This is a genomic window from Desulfuromonas sp., assembly GCA_002869615.1.
In the GTDB taxonomy this organism is placed as follows: Bacteria; Desulfobacterota; Desulfuromonadia; order Desulfuromonadales; family UBA2294; genus BM707.
Genome location: PKUH01000082.1, coordinates 1 through 21169, shown reverse-complemented (window position 1 = coordinate 21169; position 21169 = coordinate 1). Strand labels below are relative to the sequence as shown.

Sequence of the window (21169 nt, the reverse complement as noted above, 5' to 3'; positions counted from 1 at the left end):
GACCCGATCCTGGGGCATCGACATCAACCCGGGCTGGTCTCCGGACGGCGAGCAGTTCGCGTTCATGTCGGATCGCCTCGGCAATCCGCATATCTTTATCGCCGAAATCGGTGATGAATCGGCGCGCCGTCTCACCCGCAACAGCAAGTATAATGCGACTCCGGCCTGGAATCCAGAAAAGGACGTGATTGCTTTCAGTCGATTACAGGGGGGCGTTTTTGATATCTATACGATTCGGGCCGACGGCACCGATGAACGGCGCCTGACCTTCGGCGCCGGCAACAAGGAGCATCCGCGCTGGAGCCCGGATGGCCGGTTTATCGTCTATTCATCGGATCAGAATGGAAGCCGGGCGATCTACATGATGCGCGAAGACGGCACCGGCAGCCGCCGGATTTCACCGCCCGGTGGAGCCGCCCAACACCCGGCCTGGTCGCCGCGACGGTAAGTGGGTTGTTTTTTCAGGCAGGTTCTGTATAATTACTGCTCATTCAAATGTTTTACGTTAACGGGGCGTGGTATCGTTCCGGGTGCGATTACAGATTACTGCGTTATTAAAGAGGAGCGGACAATGAAAAAGATTAATGTTATGCGTTTTGTTTTGATTGTTGCACTGGCCTCCCTTCTGGCAACCGGTTGTGCCATGACCCCGGCCCAGCAGGAGCAGGACACCACGACTTCAAGCCAGCAGACCCAGAGTACCGACACGAATACCGGAGCAGTTACTGAGGAGAAGGTGGTTGAAGAGGTCACCTACACCGTTTCTGATCTGACCCGGGTGCATTTCGACTTTGATTCGTATGTGCTCAAGCCGAAGGCCCGGCGCACACTTGCACAGAATGCCGAGGTCCTGAAAGCTCTTTCCGGCCTCAAGGTCCGGATCGAGGGACACTGTGATGAGCGTGGTTCCGATGAGTACAACCTGGCTCTCGGCGAGCGTCGTGCCCAGGCCGCGATGAACTATATGGCAACACTTGGAGTTCCGGCTTCGCGGATGTCGACTATTTCCTACGGTGAGGAAAAGCCGCTTGACCCGGGTCATGATGAAGAGGCATGGGCCAAGAACCGGCGCGCTGAATTTGTTGCCAATTAAGAGTTCGCTTATGTTTGTTGTAAAGGCCGCGTACAGAGATGTCGCGGCCTTTATACTTTACGAAGAGATATTGTGTTCCCAACAGTTCAGAGATGCTGGCAAGAGGATGAGATGAAAAAGATTCTGATCGCATTATTTTTGTTGCCGTTTCTGTTTTCAGGTGTTTTCACTGCTGACGCCGCTTCCCGGGTTGAACGTGATCTGGAGGAAATGAAGCGCCGGCTCGATGCGGTAGAACAGGCGACCATCGGCGGTGGAACCGGAGAGACCGCGCAGGTTGAAACCCTGACCCGGCAACTTGCCGAGCAGCAGGCTGAACTCGATGCCCTGCGGGTCGAGTTGCAGAAATTGCGCGGCACCTATGACGATCTCGAGCATACCCGCAAGGAACTGCACGAACTGCTCAACATGGTCCGTAGTGAAATGGAGCTCAAATTTTCGGCAATTGAGAAACGGCTGACCAATCTTGAAAAGGCTCCCTCGCCGGCAGCTGTGGTTGCACCGGCTGCGGCGGAGGCCGATCCGGCTTCCGAATACGAAGCGGCGCTCAGGTTGATCCAGAAGGATGCCGCCTTTGCCGACGGGCGCCAGCAACTGCAGGCTTTCCTCAAGAAATACCCGGAACATGACCTGGCGGTCAATGCGACCTACTGGATCGGCGAAGCCTATTACGGTGAGAAGAAGTTTGAAAATGCCATCCTGCAGTTCCAGGATGTTTTGCAGAAATACCCGAAGCACGCCAAAGCGGCGTCAGCTCAACTCAAGCAGGCTCTTGCCTTTCAGGCCCTTGGTGATAATGAGACGGCAGTAGTACTGCTCAAGAAGGTAGAAAAAAATTATCCGAACACCCCGGAAGCGAAAAAGGCGCAAGAGCGACTGAAGTAACCAGTTCTTCCATAAAAGTTGAAAAGGGCGGCCCATTATTGGAGCCGCCCTTTTTATTCTGTTCCAGGCAGGGGCAGGAATCATTTATTAGATCAATCGATCTCTTTTCGCCGGAAGGCCGCCAGCACATCGTTCTGGCTGAGAATGCCGAGCAGGTGCTCCGGTTCTTCCGGGTCGATCACCGGAAAGTAGCTGATATTCTGGTGGAGCTGCAGGGTCTGCATCGCTTCGCGCAAGGTCTGTTCCGGCTCGATGGCATGATGGGCCGGAGCCGCAAGGTCGCTGGCGACCACCAGCCGGGCCAGGGACGGCTCGAACAGCAGGTTACGGATCTCGGTATAATCGATCATCCCGATAAAATGGCTCCTCTCATCGACCACCGGGAAGCAATCATAACGGCTGTGTGCAATCAGGTTGAGCATTTCGTTGAACGGCGTGTTATTGCGGATCGTTTCGACATTACGGCGCATAATGTGCTTGACCATAATGTCGCCCGGGTCGTCGAGCCGATGCCCCTCCGGCATGCCGAGGGACCCGCGGAAATGATGAACGACGTTGTGCAACCCCTCGACGGTGCCGATCGGCGCCTTTTTCTGCAGCAGGGAGAGGATCGGCACTTCGCCGGCCCTGACCAGGCCATGCCGAACCGCCAGCGGACCGACCAGCTCAAAAACAATAACCGAACCAAGAACTACCGTTTGCAGCAGCGCCCCGCCGTCCGGCCATTCGCTGGCCAGCGAACTCGCCAGACCGATCGCGACTCCGGCCTGGGCGAGCAGTGAGAGCCCGACATTGAATCCCATATCGCGGTGGAATCTGCCGAGGCGAGCACCCCAGATCGAACCGAGAATCTTGCCAATGGTCCGGGCTGCAACGTAGGAAATGCCGATGATACCGATATGGCTTAGCGTTTCGATATGCAGGTTCGCACCGGCGATAACAAAAAAGGCAACGTACAGTGGATAATCGACTTCACGCAGGGCGTCGCGCATCAGATGCCAGCGCGGTGAGCTGTTGGCCAGAACGACACCCATGGCGAGACCGGTTAAGAGCGGGTCGAGTTTGAGCCAGTGGCTGACGGCCGCGCAGGTGGTGACACCGCCGAGAATGATGATTTTGTATTCGCTTGAGAGCTCAAGCCGTTGCGCCCAGACCGAAAGGATGAATCCGGTCAGGCTGCCGAGAATCAACGGTCCGAACAGGTTGACCAGAAGCAGGCCGAGATCACTGGTCGGGTGAAGCAGAAGGTGCGCCGCAATGGCGAAAGCAAAAATCGAGATAAAATTGTTGAGGCCGACCAGGGTCAGGATAGCGCTGGTTGACGGCCCTTCAGCCTCATATTCCCGGATAACCATGAGGGTCGCAGCCGGTGCCGTGGCAATGCTTATGATGCCGAGAAAGATTGAAAAATAGAAAGAGGTTTGAACCAGAGACAGCCCGCTGACCGAAAACTTGAGGAATAACAGATTACAGAAAAAGGTCGCGACGGCAACGGCCGCGAAGGTCAGACCGATTTCACCGAGCGAAAAATAGACGATTCGTTTGCGCCAGCGCCGCAAGTTCTCAGTCTGGAACTGACCGCCGATGGTGACCAGAATCAACACCAGTGCGATGTCGGTGAGGAGCTGCAGCTCCTCAAGGGCCTGAGGAGTGATGGCGTAAGGCAGGCCAAAAAGGTCGGCAAAAGAGGGGCCGGCGAACAGCCCGATCAAAAGGTAACCGGTCACACGTGGTACATGCAGTCGAGCCGCAACGCGGCCGCCGATAAGTGAACCGATGAGGACAACCGCCATGGCGGCCAGTATGATCAGGGGATCAAGGGTCATCTACACTCCATTGCAAAAAATACACTTAAAGGTAATTTAAGCGGAATCAGACCCCTTTTGCAAGAAAACAGCAGAAATCACAACTATATTTTTTATGCGGTTCAGCTTAACGCACGATCATTGCAGCGGTACTGAATCGACTCGGCTAGGTGCATTGTTTCGATCCGTTCGCTTCCGGCAAGATCGGCGATGGTTCGAGCAACCTTGAGAATACGGGTGTAACTGCGTGCTGACAGACCGAGTTTTTCCGTGACCTGTTCAAGGAGGATCTCCCCGTCCCGGTCGAGTTCACAGAAACGGCGGATGTGCCGCGGCTGCATTGCTGCGTTGGCGTGCAGACCGAACGGAGCGAGGCGCTGCCGCTGAATTCCCCGGGCCCGGTCGACCCGGTCACGAATATCGGCACTCCCCTCACCGTCGATCGGGTCGGCGAGATCCTTGTGCGGTACCCGCGGTACGTCGACATGCAGGTCAATCCGGTCGAGCAGCGGTCCGGAAAGCCTGGTCCGGTAGCGCTGAATCATTTGCGGCGTGCAGTTGCAGTCGTGCTGGCTGTCGCCGAGGTAGCCGCATGGACAGGGATTCATCGCCGCAATCAGCATGAACGAGGCCGGATAGGTCAGGCTCATTGCCGCCCGGCTGATGCCGACCTGGCCATCCTCAAGCGGTTGGCGCAACATCTCGAGGACATTCTTCTTGAATTCCGGAAGTTCGTCGAGAAAAAGCACGCCGTTGTGAGCCAGCGACACCTCACCAGGCCGCGGGATGGCGCCGCCGCCGATCAGGCCGGCATCGGATATGGTGTGATGCGGCGATCGATACGGCCGGTGGGCGACCAGGGCATCGGTCTGTGGCAGGAGGCCGGCAATGGAGTGGATTTTGGTTGTTTCGAGTGCTTCATCGAAACTCTGGGACGGCAGGATTGATGGCAGTCGCCGGGCCAGCATGGTCTTGCCGCTGCCGGGGGAACCGACCATCAGCAGATTATGTCCGCCGGCCGCGGCGATCTCGAGGGCACGCTTGGTGTGTTCCTGGCCGCGGACTTCGGCGAAATCCTCGTTTTTTGCAAGCGCGGCGGTAAATAGCTCTTGCGGGTCGACCCGGGTCGGCGTCAACTCCTTTTTACCGGCATAAAAATCGACGACCTCACCGAGCGATTCGGCACCGAAGACCGGCAGCCCGTCGGCCAGTGCCCCTTCGCGGGCATTTTCACGGGGCACAATCAGGCCGTCGATCGGCCAGTTGCGGGCGGTAACGGCGACCGGGAGAATGCCGCGGATCGGTTTGATCCGGCCATCGAGGGAAAGTTCACCCATCAGCAGGTAATTCTTGTCGCGACCCGACTTGATCAGACCGGATGCCATCAGAAGCCCGACCGCCATTGGCAGGTCGAAAGCGGCGCCATCCTTGCGGATATCGGCCGGGGCAAGATTGATCGTGATGCGGCGCGACGGAAAATCGTAGCCGGAATTCTTGATCGCCGACTTGATCCGGTCTTTACTCTCCTTGACCGCACCCTCCGGCAAACCGACGGTGGCAAACTGAGGCAGCCCCTGAGCGATGTCGACCTCGACCTCGACCCGATAGGCATCGATCCCCAGCAAAGCCCCGGACAGGACCTTTGCGAGCATATTCCCCCCTCACTGTAGACAGGATTAACAACAACAGTTGAGAGTATTGCATAAAAAAAGCGACCCGCAAGGGTCGCTATAAATTTTGCCGGAGACGGGATTATTCGACAAACCCGTCGAGATACTTCTCGGCCATGATCGCCGCGACGGCACCATCGCCGACCGCGGTGGCGATCTGCTTGAGAATCTTCTTGCGGACATCGCCGGCGGCAAAGACGCCCGGCATCGAGGTTCGGCACTCGGCGTCGGTCAGGATGTAGCCGTCATCATCAAGCTCGAGAATTTCGGTCAGAAAATGCGCCTTCGGGGTGACGCCGATAGCGACGAACATGCCGGCCAGAGGCAGATCGCGCTCTTCCCCGGTTTTGACATTATTCAGGGCGATCGAGGTCATACCGGAGTTATCGCCATCGACCCTGGCGACAACGGTATCCCAGAGTACCTCGATTTTCTCGTTGGCATGGATGCGATCCTGTAGGATTTTGGTGGCACGCAGTTCGTCGCGACGGTGGATCAGGTAGACCTTGCTGGCGAAGCGGGTCAGGAAGAGCGCCTCTTCCGCCGCGGTGTCGCCGCCGCCGATAATTGCTACCTCGACATCGCGAAAGAAAGCACCATCGCAGGTTGCACAATAGGAGACCCCGCGACCGACAAATGAAGCTTCACCTTCAACCCCGAGCTTGCTCGGCTCGGCGCCGGTGGTGATTATAATTGACCGGGCCTGATAGTCTTCGCCGTCGACGGTCAGGGTCTTGATCCCGTCGTTCTCGACCAGCGCCTCGGCTTCGCCGGTTTTAACCTCGAGGCCGAATTCCTGGCAGTGCTCCTGAAAGCGCATCATCAATTCGGGGCCGTCGATGCCGCCGGGGAAACCGGGGTAGTTCTCGACCTTGGTCGTCGTCATCACCTGGCCACCCATAATCATCCGTTCGAACAGCAGGGTTTTCAACTTGGCGCGTGACGTGTAGAGACCGGCGGTCAGTCCGGCCGGTCCGCCACCAATAATTATGACATCAAAAATCGTATCGGACATCGTCTTCTCCTTGTAAAATCGTCCAGAACTTATCACAGGGCTGATAAAAAATCACGACTCTTTTACCGGCTGTATTTGATTTGATGACTGGTTCGGTCTAATATTGAAATCAACTGCCTGAAAAAGGATGTTTTATGGCCGACACTCATTCCCACGACCATCAACACGGTCACGATCACCAGCCCGATATCGACCGCGGCATTACCCGCGGCTTTATCTTTGCGATCGTACTGACCACAGTCACCCTGCTGGCCGAGGCGATCGGTGGCTGGTGGACCAACTCGCTGGCCCTGCTCTCCGATGCCGCCCATGTTTTCATGGATCTGTTCGCCCTGGTGTTGTCGCTGATGGCAATTTACCTCGCCAACCGCCCGGCCGACGATGAAAGAACCTACGGCTGGCACCGGGCCGAGGTTTTTGCCTCGCTGATCAACGGCAGCACCCTGCTCTTTATCGCCGGCGGCATCCTGCACGAGGCGTGGGGTCGCTTTGCCCACCCGGAGGCGGTCAAGAGCAAGGAGATGTTTGTCATTGCCGTGATCGGGCTGATCGCCAACCTGGTGGCGGCGACCCGTTTACACGGTCATTCGCATGATGACCTCAACGTCCGCAGCGCCTTTCTGCATGTCATTGGCGATGCCATCGCTTCGGTCGGGGTGATTATCGGCGGGGTGATCATGCTCTACACCGGCTGGTTTGTCGTCGATGCCATTATCTCGGGGGTGATCGCCCTGATTATCGGCTGGGGATCATTCCGGATTATTCGAGAAGCCTCGCATATCCTGCTCGAGGGAGTACCGCGCGGCATTTCGGTGAATGAGGTTGTCGAACGGATGTGTTCGGTCGACGGGGTTAATGATGTCCATCATGTTCACGTCTGGTCGATCTGTTCGCATATCACAGCCCTGTCGGCGCATATCGATATTCTTCCCGATTATCGGTTGCGTCAGGGAGATATTATCGGTGAAATTGAGCAGATGCTTGATCACGACTATCATATTACCCATTCAACCCTGCAGGGTGAATGCTCTCGCTGCGTCACCGGTCCGGTGATTCAACAGCTCCGGCACAAGAAGAGACAGTCCGGAGCGACTGCAGATAGAGAGGACGATTAAGACGGTTTTCGAACAAACAAAAATAAGAGAAGCAAAAAAAAGACAGCTGTAAGTTTTAAGCTGTAAGTTGGCAGAGAGAATCAGGAACAAATCTCAATACTTTAAAAAGCAAAGCCTTTGACTCACCCCGTCAGTTTTTCGACTCCGATCGCCTCTTCTGAGTTGTCTTGTACTGAGCTCGCTGAAGTAGACGAAGGAGTAATCCATTGAAGCTTTTGACTCACCCCCGTTGCTCTTGAGTTCGCTGCCGCTCGCGCGTTCACTGAACCGTAGCCCAACCGCAACCGCCACGGAGACGGACTGCGTTTGCCTCAAGGCAAACTCCCCGGCAACACAATTGAACAGAAACAATCCAGACCGCACGAAAAAGCCCCCTGCAAGGGAGCGGTTTCTTTGGTTCGTTTCTTTATCGCTCAATAAAGAAATGAACCCGGCTACCGGGCCGGGACCCGGCGGTTCTTCCTGTTTTCAGTCTTCAGGGGGACACGTCCCTGAACTTCGGGAAGTGTCCCCCACTAGCAGTCTCCCTGTTCAATCAATCAAGACCGGCGGAATCGAACGGCGTGCTCCTGACGGTTTTTGCCTGTCCTGAACTTGCCGAAAGGGGGAGTCAAATTTTATATTCACTAAAATCTGCGATGAGCTACAAAAAAGCGGGCTGGCCTTTTTGGCCAGCCCGCTTTGCGCTTATACTGAGGGTGTGATGGAGTTTAAACGCGCCCGTAGAGATCGGTCCCTTTGTCAAAAGCGCCGCTTCGACTGATAACCCGCAGGTCGTGATTGCTGATGATCTCGGCATGGGTACAGCCGATCCGCTGGCAGATGCCGATGCAGTTGGCAAAGTCGCTTTTACTCGTGGTAAACATGGCGACCAGATCGGCGCCGCAGAAGCATTCGTTGTAAACGGGCAGCGGCTCCGAGCAGGTCGGGCACCCGATTTTGACGATTTCTCCCTCCATCCAGTCGTTTCCGAAAAAGGAACGATCCTTGTCGCCGATGATCGGGCTCAGCGAGAGCAGGCCTTCCTGGCGGTCATTGTGCAACTTGAGAGTGATGCCGGGGTGGCCCGAGAAGGTCGCCTGCCCGGAGATCAGGTTGTGGCCGTCGGCACAGAGGCATTGTTTGAGAATGATCGGTTCGGACCCCTGCTTCTGCAGTTCCGACGTTGCCGAGTTTGGCTGACCGGTTTTGCGTTTGAATATTCCCATGGCACAATCCCCTTTGATTATTTCGCTGAGAACATATTTGCTGCAAATTCATCTGACCGGTTTGCGGCAGAAGGAAAAATTAATATAGGCAATTTCCATAAAATTGTATACTCTTTTAAAAGCTTTTCATGTTCTGTGGCCGTTAGCTCGGCCGGACGTAAATGTCAAGTAGTCGACGGGAGGGTACTATGAAAATCGGACTTATCGGCATCGGCAAGATTGCCAACTACCAGATGCAGGCAATTTCACATACCAGGGGAATCAGCCTGACCGATGCCCATGACCTGAATCCGGCCCGGGCCGAGGAACTGCCGGGGAGTGTCGATTTTTATGAAGATCTCGAGCAGATGTTGAGCCGATCCAAGGCCGATGCTTTTCTGGTTTCAACACCGACCCAGTCCCATTTTGAAGTCGTTATGAAAGTGATTGAAGCGGATCGGGTGGCGATTGTCGAAAAGCCGCTCTGTATCAGTCCGGAGCAGGAGGATGCCCTGCGCACCGCCGCCGAAACCAGGAAGCTGCCCCTTTACACCGCTTTCCATGCCTCCTATGGCCGGGAAGTTGAATGGTGGGTCCTGCAGCGCGAAGAGCGGAACTTCGATGTCGGGCGGCTCCTCGGTTTTGAATCCTGCTTTTCCGATCTGTATTATCTCAATGGCGAACTGACCCTCGGCGCTGTCGGCAAGGCCGGAGCCTGGATCGATGGCGGCATCAGCAGCTTGAGTATCCTGGCCCGACTGATGGACCCGGCTAATCTGGAGCTGGTCGACGGCCGGATGACAACGATACAGGGCTTGTCCTGCAGTGAAGTCCAGGGTCTGGGGATCTATCGACTGAATGTTGATGAGCAGTCAGGGTTCGGTATTGTCGACACCAACTGGACGCTGGGCAAGAACCACAAGATGACGCGCCTCTGGTACGAAGGGGGCTCTCTCGAGCTCGATCATGCCAAGGAACATGCACGGCTCATTCAGCGCGACCAGGAAGATCTGGTCTTCAACCTGGCGACCGATAAACCACGCCTGGTCAATCACTACATGGGGGTTTTTTCGAACCTGACAGAGATGTACGGTAAAGGCGAAGATAACCAGGAACTCTCGCGGACACTTCATCGCCTTCTGTTCGCGGCAAGTCACCATCCGTAGTTTATCGCCAGCGCTCTCTCGGAAAAGGGGCCTGGCCCCTTTTTTCGTTTTCCCTGTTGCATTTTTTTTGCTGAACACCGAGAATCATCAACCATGAGCAAGTCATCCAAGGCGATCTTCTGGGTCATCATCTTTTTTTGCGTGCTTCTGGCGTTTGATCAGTTCATGCTGCGGGTCGAATTCAGGACCGGTGGTACGCAGGCCGCCCAGGAGTTCTATCTCGATTTCCGCCAGCGTCTGATCGGACTGGTCGTCTCGTCCGAACCAACAACCGTCGAACAGGTGATTTCTGATAAACAGCCGGCAGCGGCGCCAGCGGCAGCCGCTACGCCGGAACCACGCTACCTTTATGCCGACGAAAACGGGCAACTCCAGTTTGCCAACAGCATGGAAGATATCCCGCCACAGTTCCGCAAGGACGCCGAACGCCTCGAAGAGTAGATAGAATCGATAATCGGTTTGAGTGGTATGGAATAACCTGAAGAGACAGAAAACGGAAAAGGGAGCGGAATTCATTTCCGCTCCCTTTTTTATGTGTTTTTGCCCGTGTTCGGTTTACGGCAACGTTCCGTAAATCTCTCCCCGGCGGTCGGTGTAGCACTGGATCTGCTTGCGGTAGGCGACCATCTCGTCCTGTTCGATGGTCGCAATGATCTCGGTATTGCACTCATCTTTTTCGGCGAGGATCTCGCCACGGGCCGAGAGGATCAGGCTCATGCCGCAGAATTCAAGCTTGCCCTGCTGGCCGCAGCAGTTGGCGGCGACGACGAACAGCTGGTTTTCGATCGCCCGGGCCCGGAGCAGGGTGCGCCAGTGCTCCTGGCGCGGAAACGGCCATTCGGCCGGAACACAGATGATTTCGGCTCCCTCCAGGGCCATCTTGCGGAACAGCTCCGGAAAACGGAGATCGTAGCAGATGGCAACTCCGATCCGACCGATCGAGGTCGGGATCACCAGAGTCTTGTCTCCCGGTTCAAGGAAGCGGTCTTCCCCCATCGTTGAAAACATGTGAAGCTTTCGATAACTCCCCTTGACCTTGCCGCCATCGATGACGGTTGCCGTATTGTAGATCTTGTCGCCGACCTGCTCCGGCAGGGAGCCGACGATGACCAGGTTGAGCTCATCCGAGAGTTTGCACAGGGTATCGAGGACCCGCGGGGTTTCGGCGGCATGCTCGGCCAGGCGCCGGTAATCGTACCCGGTGCTCCACATCTCCGGCAGCACCGCGAGGCGGGCCCCCTGTTCACTGACATGACGCAGACCGTTGATCGCCTGCTCCAGATTATTTTCAATAATTCCGAGTTTAATATTGAATTGTAGGGCTGCGACTGTGACTTTATCCTGCATACCATTCTCCTGTAAAACAACGTTCTTTATTGTTCAAGATAACCGCTCGCCTTCATGATGACAGGAGTTGGGACTGTTTGCAAGGGAGGGTCCTGTCTTTGGCGGAAGTCCGACCCAGAATTGCTTGACCACATTGTTCAAACCGTGTTAAAAAATGGACGCTTGCTTATGTGCAAAACGTTGAATTTAATGACTCACAGGAGAGGCACTCCCTTTCCGGGTGTCCGCCGGACCGACTGAAATAGACCTATGCAGGCCAAAGTTCTTACATTCTTTATCATGCTCGCATTCTGGGTGATGCTGTCGGGGATGTTCGACCCGTTCCATCTTTCTCTCGGAGTGGTCTGTTGTCTTTTGATTGCCCAGTTTTCGAGTCATCTGCTGTTCCATGAGCGCAAGGTCGGGCTCAATCTCCGTCAGGCTATCGGCCTGATCCTTTACCAGCCATGGTTGTTCTGGGAGATTACGGTCTCAAGCCTCCAGGTTGCATATCTGGTCCTGCATCCGCAGATGAAAAAGAAAATGGATCCGCAGTTGATCCACTTCAAAACAAAACTCAAAACCCAGTTTGCCAGGGTTACTTTTGCCCAGTCGATCACCCTGACGCCGGGCACTATCACCGTAAGCGTTAACGAAGATGAAATGACCGTTTATGCCCTGACCGGCGCGGCCGCCGAGAGCCTGCCGGGCGAGATGGAGCGCCGGGTTGCCCGCGCTCTCGAGCCGGAGGTGCTGAAATGAGTTCGATGTTCCTGTTTGTCAGTGCCTCGCTGGTGCTGCTGATGGTTCTGACCCTGGTGCGGGTTATCGGTGGCCCGACCGTGCTCGACCGGATCGTCGGGGTCAACATGATCGGCTCAAAGACCACGGTCATCCTGTTGCTGATCGGTCTGATCTATGAAGACATGTCGATGTTCGTCGATATTGCCCTGGCCTACGCGTTGCTGAACTTTATTGCGACGCTTGGCGCCTGCAAGTATTTCCGGCGTAGCAACCGGGTCTTCATGGAAGACGAAGTCGCCGAGGAGGCGAACTGATATGAACTGGATTGTTTCCGCCCTGCTGATCGGCGGCGTCTTCTTTTTCGCTATCGGCACGATCGGTGTTCTGCGCTTTCCCGATTTCTATGCCCGCCTGCACGCGGCCGGCAAATGCGATACCCTGGCGGCAATCCTGACGCTCTCCGGGATTGCTCTCTATAATCTTCACGATTTTACGTTTGGCCATATCCTGGTCAGCTGCAAGGTTCTGGCGATCATTGTTTTTGTCTTCATCGCCAGCCCGACGGCAACCCACGCCATCACCAAGGCGGCCCTGCTGGTCGGGGTCAAGCCGTGGGAGAAGAAGAAAGAGGTGCGCACATGATCTGGCAGCTCGATCTCATGGTTCTGACCCTGGTGGTCTTCTGCGCCGTCGCCGCGATCCAGGTGAAAGATCTGCTTTCAGCGACCATCATCTTCAGTGCCTACAGCTTCCTGATGTGTCTACTCTGGGCCGAGATGGGAGCGGTTGATGTCGCCTTTACCGAGGCGACGGTCGGCGCCGGCGTCAGTACGATATTCTTTATCGCCGCGATTTTCCGGACAACAAGGAGGAGCAAGGATTGAAAGCTCTTGCCCTGGTAGCGACATTTGTCACCGGCGCCCTGCTGCTTTACAGTACCGCCGACTTTGCCGAATGGGGGAGTGTCGATTCACCACCCAACCAGCATGTTTCGGTCGGCTATATTGAAGAGGCGGTCGAGAAGACGCACGTTCCGAATCTGGTTACCGCCGTGCTCGGTGATTACCGTGGCTACGACACGATGTTCGAGCTCGTCGTTATTTACTGCGCCGGAACCGCGGTGATGGCTGTTTTGCGGCGCCGCGACGACGAGGAGGATGAGTCATGAGAATCGATTACGACTCAGCCCGCAACCAGATTCCGCAGCGCGATATCATTATCGAAACGGCGATCCGTCTGATGGTGCCGTTTATTCAGCTCTATGGCCTGTACGTCATCGTCCACGGGCACTACAGCCCCGGCGGCGGTTTTCAGGGCGGCGTCGTTCTCGGCGCCTCGGTGATCCTGCTCGGACTCGCTTACGGACTGCCGTTCAGCAAGGAGTATCTGAGCGAGGGGAGCAACATCGTTCTGGCCAACATCGGCGCCCTGATCTTTACCGGAGTCGCAGCGCTCTGCGCCTTTGTTGGCGGGATGTTCCTCGACTACTCGGCCCTGGCCGGTGTCATTCCGCTCGATCCGGTCGAGTGGCGCTCTCTCGGGATCTTCCTGGTCGAGGTCGGCGTCGGCATGGGGGTCATGATGATCATGGTTTCGATCTACTGGGACATGGCTTCGGCCGGTAAAATGGATGAGGGGCTGTAGATGGAGCATCTGACCGCTGAAATCGTGGCGAAATACAACTACTGGATCTATGTTGTCCTGATGATGATCGGCTTTTACGCGATGATCGGCAAACGCAACCTGGTCAAGAAGCTGATCGGCATGAATATCTTCCAGACAGCGATTATTCTCTTTTTTGTTTCGACCGGGGCCAAGGCGGGCGGCAAAATTCCGATTCTCAACAAGTACGAAGTCATCAAGCATGGCGTCGATGTCAACACCATTGTCAACCCGTTGCCGCATGTTCTGATGCTGACCGCCATCGTCGTCGGCGTCAGCGTCACCGGCGTTGCCCTGGCGGTAATGATCCGGATCTATCGCAAGTACGGTACGCTCGAAGAAGATGAGATTCTGCAGAAGATCGAGGAACAAGGCGGATGAATTCGAATCTGCACATGTACATACTGGCGGCGCCGCTCCTGACCTCGTTCTTTATCGGGATCTTCGGCCGCAAAAACAGGGCCGTTATGGCGTCCTGCGTTCTCGGCTCGTTGACGGTATCGTCCATTCTGGCGGTGGTTGTACTCAATCGGGTTCTTGCAATCGGGCCAATCAGCTACACCGTCGGTGCCTGGCTGCCGCCATGGGGTATCGAGCTGCTGATCGATCCGCTCTCCTGGATGATGCTGCTGCTGATCGCCGTGGTCGCCCTGGTCGCTTCCTGCGCCGCCCTGCCGTGGGTGAACCGGGAACTCGCCGATCGTCAACACCTCTTCTTTATCCTTTACCTGATTCTGGTCGCCGGCATGATGGGACTGGTTCTGACCGCCGATGCCTTCAACCTCTACGTGCTGCTCGAAATTACCTCGATCACCACTTATGGCCTGATCGCCATGGGGCGGGGGCGGGCGCCACTGTCGAGTTTCAATTACATCATCATGGGGTCGATCGGCGCCTCCTTCTACCTGCTCGGGGTCGGTTATCTTTACCTGCTGACCGGCACCCTGAACATGGCCGATATCGCCCAATTCCTGCCGGCGCTGCAAGGCTCCTTCGCCCTTGGCACGGCGCTCGCTTTTGTCCTGATCGGGCTCTGGATCAAGATGGCCTTTTTCCCGCTGCACGGCTGGCTGCCGATGGCCTACTCGCAGGCGCCGAACGGCGCCGGGGTGATGATCGCGCCATTGATGACCAAGGTCACGGTCTACCTGATGCTGCGCCTGATGTTCTCGTTTATCGCGCCCGGCTTTGCCATGTACGAAACCGATCTGCAATCGGTGATCGTCTGGGCGGCGGCCATCGGGATCATTTCGGCTTCGGCCCTGGCTCTCGGCCAGCGCGACCTGAAGAAGATGCTGACCTATATCATCATCGCCGAGGTCGGTTATATGGTCGGTGGCGCCTGGCTGGTCAACGAACAGGGCATGACCGGAACGGTTCTGCATATCGTCAACGATGCGCTGATGACCCTCTGCCTTTTCCTGGCGGCGCTCGCCATCGCCTGGCGGACCGGCAGCCTGAAATTCGAGAACCTGACCAACCTCTATCAGAAAATGCCACTGACCATGGCGGCGTTTACCGTCGGTGCCTTCGCCATGATCGGTGTACCGCCGACCTGCGGTTTTTTTAGTAAGTGGTACCTGCTTCTCGGCGGCATTGAAGCCGGCCAGTGGATTTATGTGATCGCTCTTATTTTCAGCTCGCTGGTTAATGCCGTCCTCTTTTTCCGCATTATCGAATATGCTTATTTCGGCAAGGGTGGCGACAGCCACGACCACGTGCATATTGAGCGGAATGAAGCACCGGCGATGATTTTGTCCCCCCTGCTGCTGACGGCGATTGCCTTGATCGTCGTTGGCCTGAGCAGCGGGCCCCTGGTCGAAAACCTGATCAAACTGGCGATTCCTGCCAGCTTCTTCGGATAGGAATGTTGACTGAACCATGGACCTGACCACATCCATATGGCCGCTGATTGCCGTGCTGGTTTCGCTGCTGGCGGCGGTGCCGATTATGCTGTCGGACAAGCAGCCGAACCTGCGTGAATTCTGGACCCTGCTGGCGGCCGTGATCAAGGTCTCGATTGTCGTCTCGCTGTTGCCGGGCGTCCTCGCCGGCGGCGGTTATGTCTTTACCCTCGCCGAAGTGGTGCCGGGTGTGCCGATCCAGTTCAAGGTTGACGCATTCGGGATCTTTTTCGCCCTGATCGCCTCGTTCCTCTGGCTGTTGACCTCGATCTATTCGATCGGCTACATGCGGGCCCTCGAGGAGCATGCCCAGACCCGCTACTTCGCTTCGTTCGCGGTGGCGATCTCGGCAACTATCGGCGTCGCCTTCGCCGCCAACCTGCTGACCATGTATCTCTTCTATGAGATGCTTTCGTTGTCGACCTATCCACTGGTCACCCATGAACAGAATGCCGAGGCGAAATCGTCCGGCCGCAAATATCTCACCTACATCCTCGGCACCTCGATCGGTCTCGCCCTGCCGGCGATGCTGATTGTCTACGCCCTGACCGGAACCCTCGACTTCACCGTCGGCGGCGTGCTCGCCGACAAGGCCTCCGCCAGTACCCTCGGCCTGTTGCTGGTGCTGTTCCTGTTCGGTTTTGCCAAGGCCGGGATCATGCCGTTCCACGGCTGGCTGCCGGCGGCAATGGTGGCGCCAACTCCGGTCAGCTCGTTCCTGCATGGTGTGGCGGTGGTCAAGGCCGGGGTCTTTGCGATCCTGCGCATCATCTTCCATATCATCGGTCCGGGGCAGCTGGCACAGGCCGATATCGGCTGGATCGTCACGACCCTGGCGTCGGTAACCCTGCTGGTCGCTTCGCTGATCGCCCTGACCCAGGACAATCTGAAACGGCGTCTCGCCTACTCGACCATCGGCCAGCTCTCCTACATGGTGCTCGGTGCCGGTATGATCTCGGCGGTCGGTATGACCGGCGGCATACTGCACATCGGCATGCACGCCTTCGGCAAGATCACCCTGTTCTTCTGCGCCGGCGCCATTTACGTTGCTGCCGGCAAGAAATATATCAGCCAGATGGACGGGCTCGGCAAGCAGATGCCGATCACCTTCACCGCCTTTTTGCTCGGGGCGCTCAGCATCATTGGACTACCGCCCCTCGGTGGTTTTATCAGCAAGTGGAATCTGGTCCTCGGCGCCGTCGATGGCGGTCAGCTGATCCTGCTGGCAGTCCTGCTGGTCAGCTCGCTGCTGAACGCCGCCTATTTTCTGCCAATCGTTTACCGGGCCTTTTTTGCCGCGCCACCGGCCGATGCCGTCGTCGGCATCAAGGAGGCGCCGATTCTCTGTCTGCTGCCGATCTGCCTGACCGCCGGCGGATCGCTGGTCCTGTTCTTTTATCATGAGCCGTTGCTGCGTCTGGCCAAGCTGGCTCTCGGGATTGTGTCATGAAGAACAAAAAAGAATTCGACTGGTTCGATCATCCGCAGAATATCAAGCGCCTCAAGATCGGTTTCTACATCGTTCTGGTCCTGCTGGTGGTGCCTGATTTCTTCATGCATAAGCATACACTGTTCTCATCGGTAGAGGCGCTTCCCGGCTTCTATGCCCTGTTCGGTTTTATCGCCTGCGTGGTCATCATTCTGGTCTCCAAGCTGTTCGGCCTGGCCCTGAAGGTGAAAGAGGACTATTATGACGATGAGTAGCCTCCACCCGACATTGCTCTTCTTTGCCGGGGCGGTTCTGCTCTGGTTTTTACCGATCATCGGTCGGCGGTTACTGATCCTGCTCGTGCCGGCGGCAGCGTTTTTCGTCATCACCCAGCTCGATCCAGGCCTCTACTGTAATTACCAGTTGTTCGGCTTCGACCTCAACCTGCTGCGGGTCGACAAGCTAAGCAAGGTCTTCGGCTACGTATTCACTATCAACGCCTTCGGTTGCTTCCTCTTTGCCCAACACTTGAAGGATCGTTACGAGCACACCGCGGCCCTCGCTTATATCGGCGCCGCCCTCGGCGCGGTTTTTGCCGCAGACCTGATCTCCCTCTACCTGTTCTGGGAGATCATGGCAGTGACGTCAACCTTCCTGGTGCTGGCCCGCAAGACCGAGCGTTCCTACCGTGCAGCCTTCCGCTACGTGATGGCACACATTTTCGGCGGACTCTGCCTGCTGGCGGGGATTCTGCTCCAGATCAACGCCACCGGATCGGTCGCCTTCGACGGCTTCGATCTGCAGGGGCTGCCGACCTACCTGATCCTGTTTGGTTTCCTGGTCAATGCAGCGGCACCGCCGATGAACGCCTGGCTGTCCGATGCCTACCCGGAAGCGACCGTCACCGGCGGGGTCATCATGACCGCTTACACCACCAAGACCGCCGTCTATACCCTGATCCGCGGCTTCGCCGGTTGGGAAGTGCTGATGGTGGTCGGTTGTGTCATGGCGATCTACGGTATCATCTGGGCCATCCTCGAAAACGATATGCGGCGCATACTCGCCTATTCGATCATGAACCAGGTCGGTTTCATGATCTGCGGTATCGGTATCGGCACTACCATTGCGTTGAACGGCGCGGTATCGCACGCCTTTGCCCATATCATCTATAAAGCGCTGCTCTGGATGAGCGCCGGCTCGGTCCTCTACATGACCGGCAAGAGCAAATGTACCGATCTCGGCGGACTCTATAAAACCATGCCGTGGACGATGATTTTCGGCACCATCGGCGCCCTGGCGATCTCCAGCTTCCCGTTTCTGTCCGGCTACACGACCAAGCCGATGATCATCTACGCCGGGGTCAATGAAGGGCTGATCTGGGTCTGGCTCGTTCTGGAAATCGCTTCGGCCGGTGTATTCCTGCATGCCGGCATCAAGTTCCCCTATTTTGTCTTCTTCGCCAAGGACAACGGCCTGCGGCCGGGTGAGCCGCCGAAGCACATGCTGGCGGCGATGGCGCTGCTTTCCTTTATCTGCATCTTTATCGGTGTCTACCCGCAACCACTCTACGACATCCTCCCCTTTGGCGTGGTCGATTATCACGCCTATTCGTTCGAGCACACCCTCAATCAGTTCCAGCTACTGATGTTCTCGGCACTCGCCTTCTTCCTGCTGCTGCCGCTGCTCAAGCGGACCGAGACCATCTCGCTCGATACCGACTGGTTCTACCGGATGGGTGGTCGCGGTTTCTACTGGCTCTGCGACAAGGTTTTCAATGGTTTCAACGACTGGGCGCAGAAGTGGCTCGGTCAGTATCTTCCCGGCCAGCTTGCCCGCTACTTTGATGATCCCGGCGGCAATTTCCAGAAGTACGGGGCGAGCATGGTCGCAGAAGCGGCCGGTGAAGAACCGGATCGGGAGTTGGAAGAGCGAATCATTCGGCGCAGCCGCCTTTCGACCTATCCGGTCGGTGGTGGGGTTCTGCTGGCGGTCCTGTTCCTGGCGGTGGTCAGCTTTCTTTATTTCTTCTGAGTCGATATTTCCGACTTGCTCGGAACGCTATTTTTATTTTTCAGGGTTTCTAAGAAGACTGCTAAATCAGAGGGATTAAGCACCAGATTAGAAATAACAGGATAAATAAGAAACCTATTTGTTTGACCGCCTTTTATTTTTCAAGTAAATTGAATTTTATTATTTATGTAGGTTTATAAGAATCTGTACCGGAGGGGTCTGTTGGATCGATTGAAGCCACTCTGTATGCAGAGTGGCTTTTTATATTATCAAGATATCAAAAGGAGGAGGACCGATGAAAGTTTTTTGGGGTTTGTTGACAATACTAATTCTTGCAGGTTGTGCAACTTCAAGTACCAATATTCACGATCCAGCTTTACAGCAAAGGGCACGGGAAATTATTGATGCAGATTCGGCGGATGTTGCACAATGTCAAAAATTGAACTTGATTTCTGTAGACTCTCGTAAGGGCGACGCAGATTATGCAAGATTCGTATTAAAAGTTAAAGCCGCAGAAATAGGTGCAACACATATTTTATGGTTAGGTAAAATCGAAAAAAAATTAGCAATGATGGGGCGACCTTATCATGAATATCAGGTAGAGCCATACATATGTCGATGAGGCTATGTACGTTATTAATTGTTGTTCTGTGCCTCTGCGGGTGTTCTCTACCTGCAGGTGGTGGTGCAGGTTCTATAAACTTCACTAGTTTCTCTGCTAGAAAAACTGCCAGTGTATTAGGTCAGTCAATTTGGGATTATTGCCTAAATAGCCCGCCAGTAAATGGCGGTTTTTTGGTTCCCAGCAATCACGAGCTCTTTCTAAAAACTGAATATCGTGCGCCCTCTCCTGGCACCCTTGGATACTATTCTTGTGGTATTTCACTAGATGGCTGGGATGCGATGACTTTCAATGATATCCGGGATGGTTTTATAGAAAAAATTACAACTGAGTTTGAATTGAATTCTTCTTACAGGTCTTATTATGGATATTCCAGAAGAGGGGCGTTGTACCTTGACGCAAATTCATCAAAAATAATTTTCGAACAGAGTTCTTCCAAAAAAGGTCCTATGACAAGTGTCTCATTTGTCTTTTATCCAACATATAATGAAGTTGGCGTTGCACCTAATGCTGTCATAAATGAACGAAGGAGTGATCCCGATTATAATGAGATATTGCAATGGAGCAAAGAAAACGAAAATCATAGATGGAAAGCAATCAAGAAAAAAGATCAAGAGACCTCTGACCACTGGGATGAATGGCATGAAGAGGATCGTAGGCGCGCTGATGAAATGCATGCAGCAATAGGTGCCGCGTTAAATGACTCCTTGGAAGACCTCAAGAAGACTCATCAAGAAAATCAATCACAGTTAAGCGATGCATACAAAAGCATAAGCGTTCAAGAAAAAAGAAGGGATATTGAAAGAAAAAATGTTGCCATTAATAGGTGTACTGAGTTGGGTGGCAAATGGGACGACAGATTAAGGAGCTGCTTTATCCCTTCAACGAACAACAAACCAAAGCCCTATAATGGGAATAATTATACCAAGGCATCTTTGGGAAATACCTACGATGGTACATCATCTCAAACACAGGGTAATGATCAACCTAAAAAAGGAACCACTTGCTATAGCCGATTGCCTCCTACTAACAGCCCTCAAAGTAGCACTTCACGTAATGGCGCAAAGGTAGTCGACAACCTTGTCAGGTATTGTGTTAAAAACCCAACGAATAAAAAAGGCCAGTGGACGACGTACCCGCGGTATTATCCCGTTATCGAAACTGTAAACAGTTCGGGCTGTAGGACAACTTATTACGAAAGTATTTCGGCACTCAGGAATAACACCTTTAAAGATAGTAACGGTGATGACATCAGTAACTGTTCTTACAGCAAGAATGACATCCCACGTATCATCGAGAGATTGGAAGGATTACACGGATATAAGTAGGTGAAACACAATAGCGGCATATAAATTAGCCGTTAAGTGTCTCTGAATAAAAAGATTTACTATTTTATAAAACACGAAAGCCCTCAATCTTCGGATCGGGGGATTTCTTATAAGTCACGACATATAAGAAAAGCACACAGATCCCGCTGGTATTTTTTATATATCCTCTCGCAACTCATTCTTATATTATCTAAGGACTTTTAGAACG

The 21169-nt window shown here is 54.8% G+C and carries 24 protein-coding genes; 19 read left to right on the top strand and 5 right to left on the bottom strand.

The window, feature by feature from the left end; all coding sequences use genetic code 11:
- From C0623_08155 to ygbF, 3 genes are all read left to right on the top strand, one after another.
- Positions 1-448: Tol-Pal system beta propeller repeat protein TolB (locus C0623_08155; GenBank protein ID PLY00034.1), on the top strand; the 448-nt coding region annotated here is incomplete at its 5' end.
- 123 nt (positions 449-571) lie between these two features.
- The gene (gene pal, locus C0623_08150; GenBank protein ID PLY00033.1) at positions 572-1093 is read left to right on the top strand and encodes a peptidoglycan-associated lipoprotein; all 522 of its coding nucleotides are present in this window, start codon (positions 572-574) and stop codon (positions 1091-1093) included.
- A 111-nt stretch (positions 1094-1204) separates the two neighbouring features.
- The gene (gene ygbF, locus C0623_08145) at positions 1205-1978 is read left to right on the top strand and encodes a tol-pal system protein YbgF (GenBank protein ID PLY00032.1); all 774 of its coding nucleotides are present in this window, start codon (positions 1205-1207) and stop codon (positions 1976-1978) included.
- A gap of 92 nt (positions 1979-2070) precedes the next feature.
- Here the strand turns inward: ygbF and C0623_08140 are convergent, their stop codons facing one another.
- From C0623_08140 to trxB, 3 genes are all read right to left on the bottom strand, one after another.
- Positions 2071-3804: a hypothetical protein gene (locus C0623_08140; GenBank protein ID PLY00031.1), complete on the bottom strand. Its 1734-nt coding sequence runs from the start codon at positions 3802-3804 to the stop codon at positions 2071-2073.
- Positions 3805-3905: 101 nt separating this feature from the next.
- Positions 3906-5435 carry an ATP-dependent protease gene (locus C0623_08135; GenBank protein PLY00030.1) on the bottom strand — a complete coding sequence of 510 codons (1530 nt, stop codon included), beginning with the start codon at positions 5433-5435 and terminating at the stop codon, positions 3906-3908.
- A gap of 100 nt (positions 5436-5535) precedes the next feature.
- The gene (gene trxB, locus C0623_08130; GenBank protein PLY00029.1) at positions 5536-6468 is read right to left on the bottom strand and encodes a thioredoxin-disulfide reductase; all 933 of its coding nucleotides are present in this window, start codon (positions 6466-6468) and stop codon (positions 5536-5538) included.
- Positions 6469-6602: 134 nt separating this feature from the next.
- Here trxB and C0623_08125 point away from each other — a divergent pair, with 134 nt between their 5' ends.
- A complete protein-coding gene (locus C0623_08125; protein PLY00028.1) occupies positions 6603-7583 on the top strand; it encodes a cation transporter in 981 nt (326 codons plus the stop codon).
- A 710-nt stretch (positions 7584-8293) separates the two neighbouring features.
- Here C0623_08125 and C0623_08120 read toward each other — a convergent pair.
- Positions 8294-8791 carry a hypothetical protein gene (locus C0623_08120; GenBank protein ID PLY00027.1) on the bottom strand — a complete coding sequence of 166 codons (498 nt, stop codon included), beginning with the start codon at positions 8789-8791 and terminating at the stop codon, positions 8294-8296.
- Between the two features lie 161 nt (positions 8792-8952).
- Here C0623_08120 and C0623_08115 point away from each other — a divergent pair, with 161 nt between their 5' ends.
- Positions 8953-9936, top strand: coding sequence for a hypothetical protein (locus C0623_08115; protein ID PLY00026.1), 984 nt, complete (start codon positions 8953-8955; stop codon positions 9934-9936).
- 93 nt (positions 9937-10029) lie between these two features.
- The gene (locus tag C0623_08110; GenBank protein ID PLY00025.1) at positions 10030-10377 is read left to right on the top strand and encodes a hypothetical protein; all 348 of its coding nucleotides are present in this window, start codon (positions 10030-10032) and stop codon (positions 10375-10377) included.
- Between the two features lie 114 nt (positions 10378-10491).
- Here C0623_08110 and C0623_08105 read toward each other — a convergent pair whose 3' ends face one another.
- On the bottom strand, positions 10492-11283 hold the full coding sequence (locus tag C0623_08105) for a carbon-nitrogen family hydrolase (protein ID PLY00024.1): 792 nt from the start codon (positions 11281-11283) through the stop codon (positions 10492-10494).
- 249 nt (positions 11284-11532) lie between these two features.
- Between C0623_08105 and C0623_08100 the strand changes: the two genes are divergently transcribed.
- From C0623_08100 to C0623_08040, 13 genes are all read left to right on the top strand, one after another.
- The gene (locus C0623_08100) at positions 11533-12024 is read left to right on the top strand and encodes a protein MnhE (GenBank protein PLY00023.1); all 492 of its coding nucleotides are present in this window, start codon (positions 11533-11535) and stop codon (positions 12022-12024) included.
- Positions 12021-12320 (top strand): pH regulation protein F, encoded by a 300-nt coding sequence (locus tag C0623_08095; GenBank protein ID PLY00022.1) that lies wholly within the window; start codon positions 12021-12023, stop codon positions 12318-12320. The genes C0623_08100 and C0623_08095 overlap by 4 nt, the downstream gene beginning before the upstream one ends.
- A gap of 1 nt (position 12321) precedes the next feature.
- Positions 12322-12648 (top strand): sodium:proton antiporter, encoded by a 327-nt coding sequence (locus tag C0623_08090; GenBank protein PLY00021.1) that lies wholly within the window; start codon positions 12322-12324, stop codon positions 12646-12648.
- Positions 12645-12890 carry a cation:proton antiporter gene (locus C0623_08085; protein PLY00020.1) on the top strand — a complete coding sequence of 82 codons (246 nt, stop codon included), beginning with the start codon at positions 12645-12647 and terminating at the stop codon, positions 12888-12890. Before C0623_08090 ends, C0623_08085 begins: the two co-directional genes overlap by 4 nt.
- Positions 12887-13174 (top strand): hypothetical protein, encoded by a 288-nt coding sequence (locus C0623_08080; protein PLY00019.1) that lies wholly within the window; start codon positions 12887-12889, stop codon positions 13172-13174. Before C0623_08085 ends, C0623_08080 begins: the two co-directional genes overlap by 4 nt.
- Positions 13171-13650 carry a sodium:proton antiporter gene (locus C0623_08075; protein ID PLY00018.1) on the top strand — a complete coding sequence of 160 codons (480 nt, stop codon included), beginning with the start codon at positions 13171-13173 and terminating at the stop codon, positions 13648-13650. The genes C0623_08080 and C0623_08075 overlap by 4 nt, the downstream gene beginning before the upstream one ends.
- Positions 13651-14049: an NADH-quinone oxidoreductase subunit J gene (locus C0623_08070; GenBank protein PLY00017.1), complete on the top strand. Its 399-nt coding sequence runs from the start codon at positions 13651-13653 to the stop codon at positions 14047-14049.
- Positions 14046-15533: a proton-conducting membrane transporter gene (locus C0623_08065; protein PLY00016.1), complete on the top strand. Its 1488-nt coding sequence runs from the start codon at positions 14046-14048 to the stop codon at positions 15531-15533. The genes C0623_08070 and C0623_08065 overlap by 4 nt, the downstream gene beginning before the upstream one ends.
- Positions 15534-15549: 16 nt before the next feature.
- The gene (locus C0623_08060; GenBank protein PLY00015.1) at positions 15550-17022 is read left to right on the top strand and encodes a cation:proton antiporter; all 1473 of its coding nucleotides are present in this window, start codon (positions 15550-15552) and stop codon (positions 17020-17022) included.
- Positions 17019-17276 carry a hypothetical protein gene (locus tag C0623_08055; protein ID PLY00014.1) on the top strand — a complete coding sequence of 86 codons (258 nt, stop codon included), beginning with the start codon at positions 17019-17021 and terminating at the stop codon, positions 17274-17276. The genes C0623_08060 and C0623_08055 overlap by 4 nt, the downstream gene beginning before the upstream one ends.
- On the top strand, positions 17263-19032 hold the full coding sequence (locus C0623_08050; protein PLY00013.1) for a Na(+)/H(+) antiporter subunit D: 1770 nt from the start codon (positions 17263-17265) through the stop codon (positions 19030-19032). The genes C0623_08055 and C0623_08050 overlap by 14 nt, the downstream gene beginning before the upstream one ends.
- A 274-nt stretch (positions 19033-19306) precedes the next feature.
- Positions 19307-19633, top strand: coding sequence for a hypothetical protein (locus C0623_08045; GenBank protein ID PLY00012.1), 327 nt, complete (start codon positions 19307-19309; stop codon positions 19631-19633).
- A 281-nt stretch (positions 19634-19914) separates the two neighbouring features.
- Complete coding sequence (locus C0623_08040; protein PLY00011.1) at positions 19915-20961, top strand: hypothetical protein; 1047 nt, start codon at positions 19915-19917, stop codon at positions 20959-20961.
- The last annotated feature ends 208 nt before the right edge of the window (positions 20962-21169 follow it).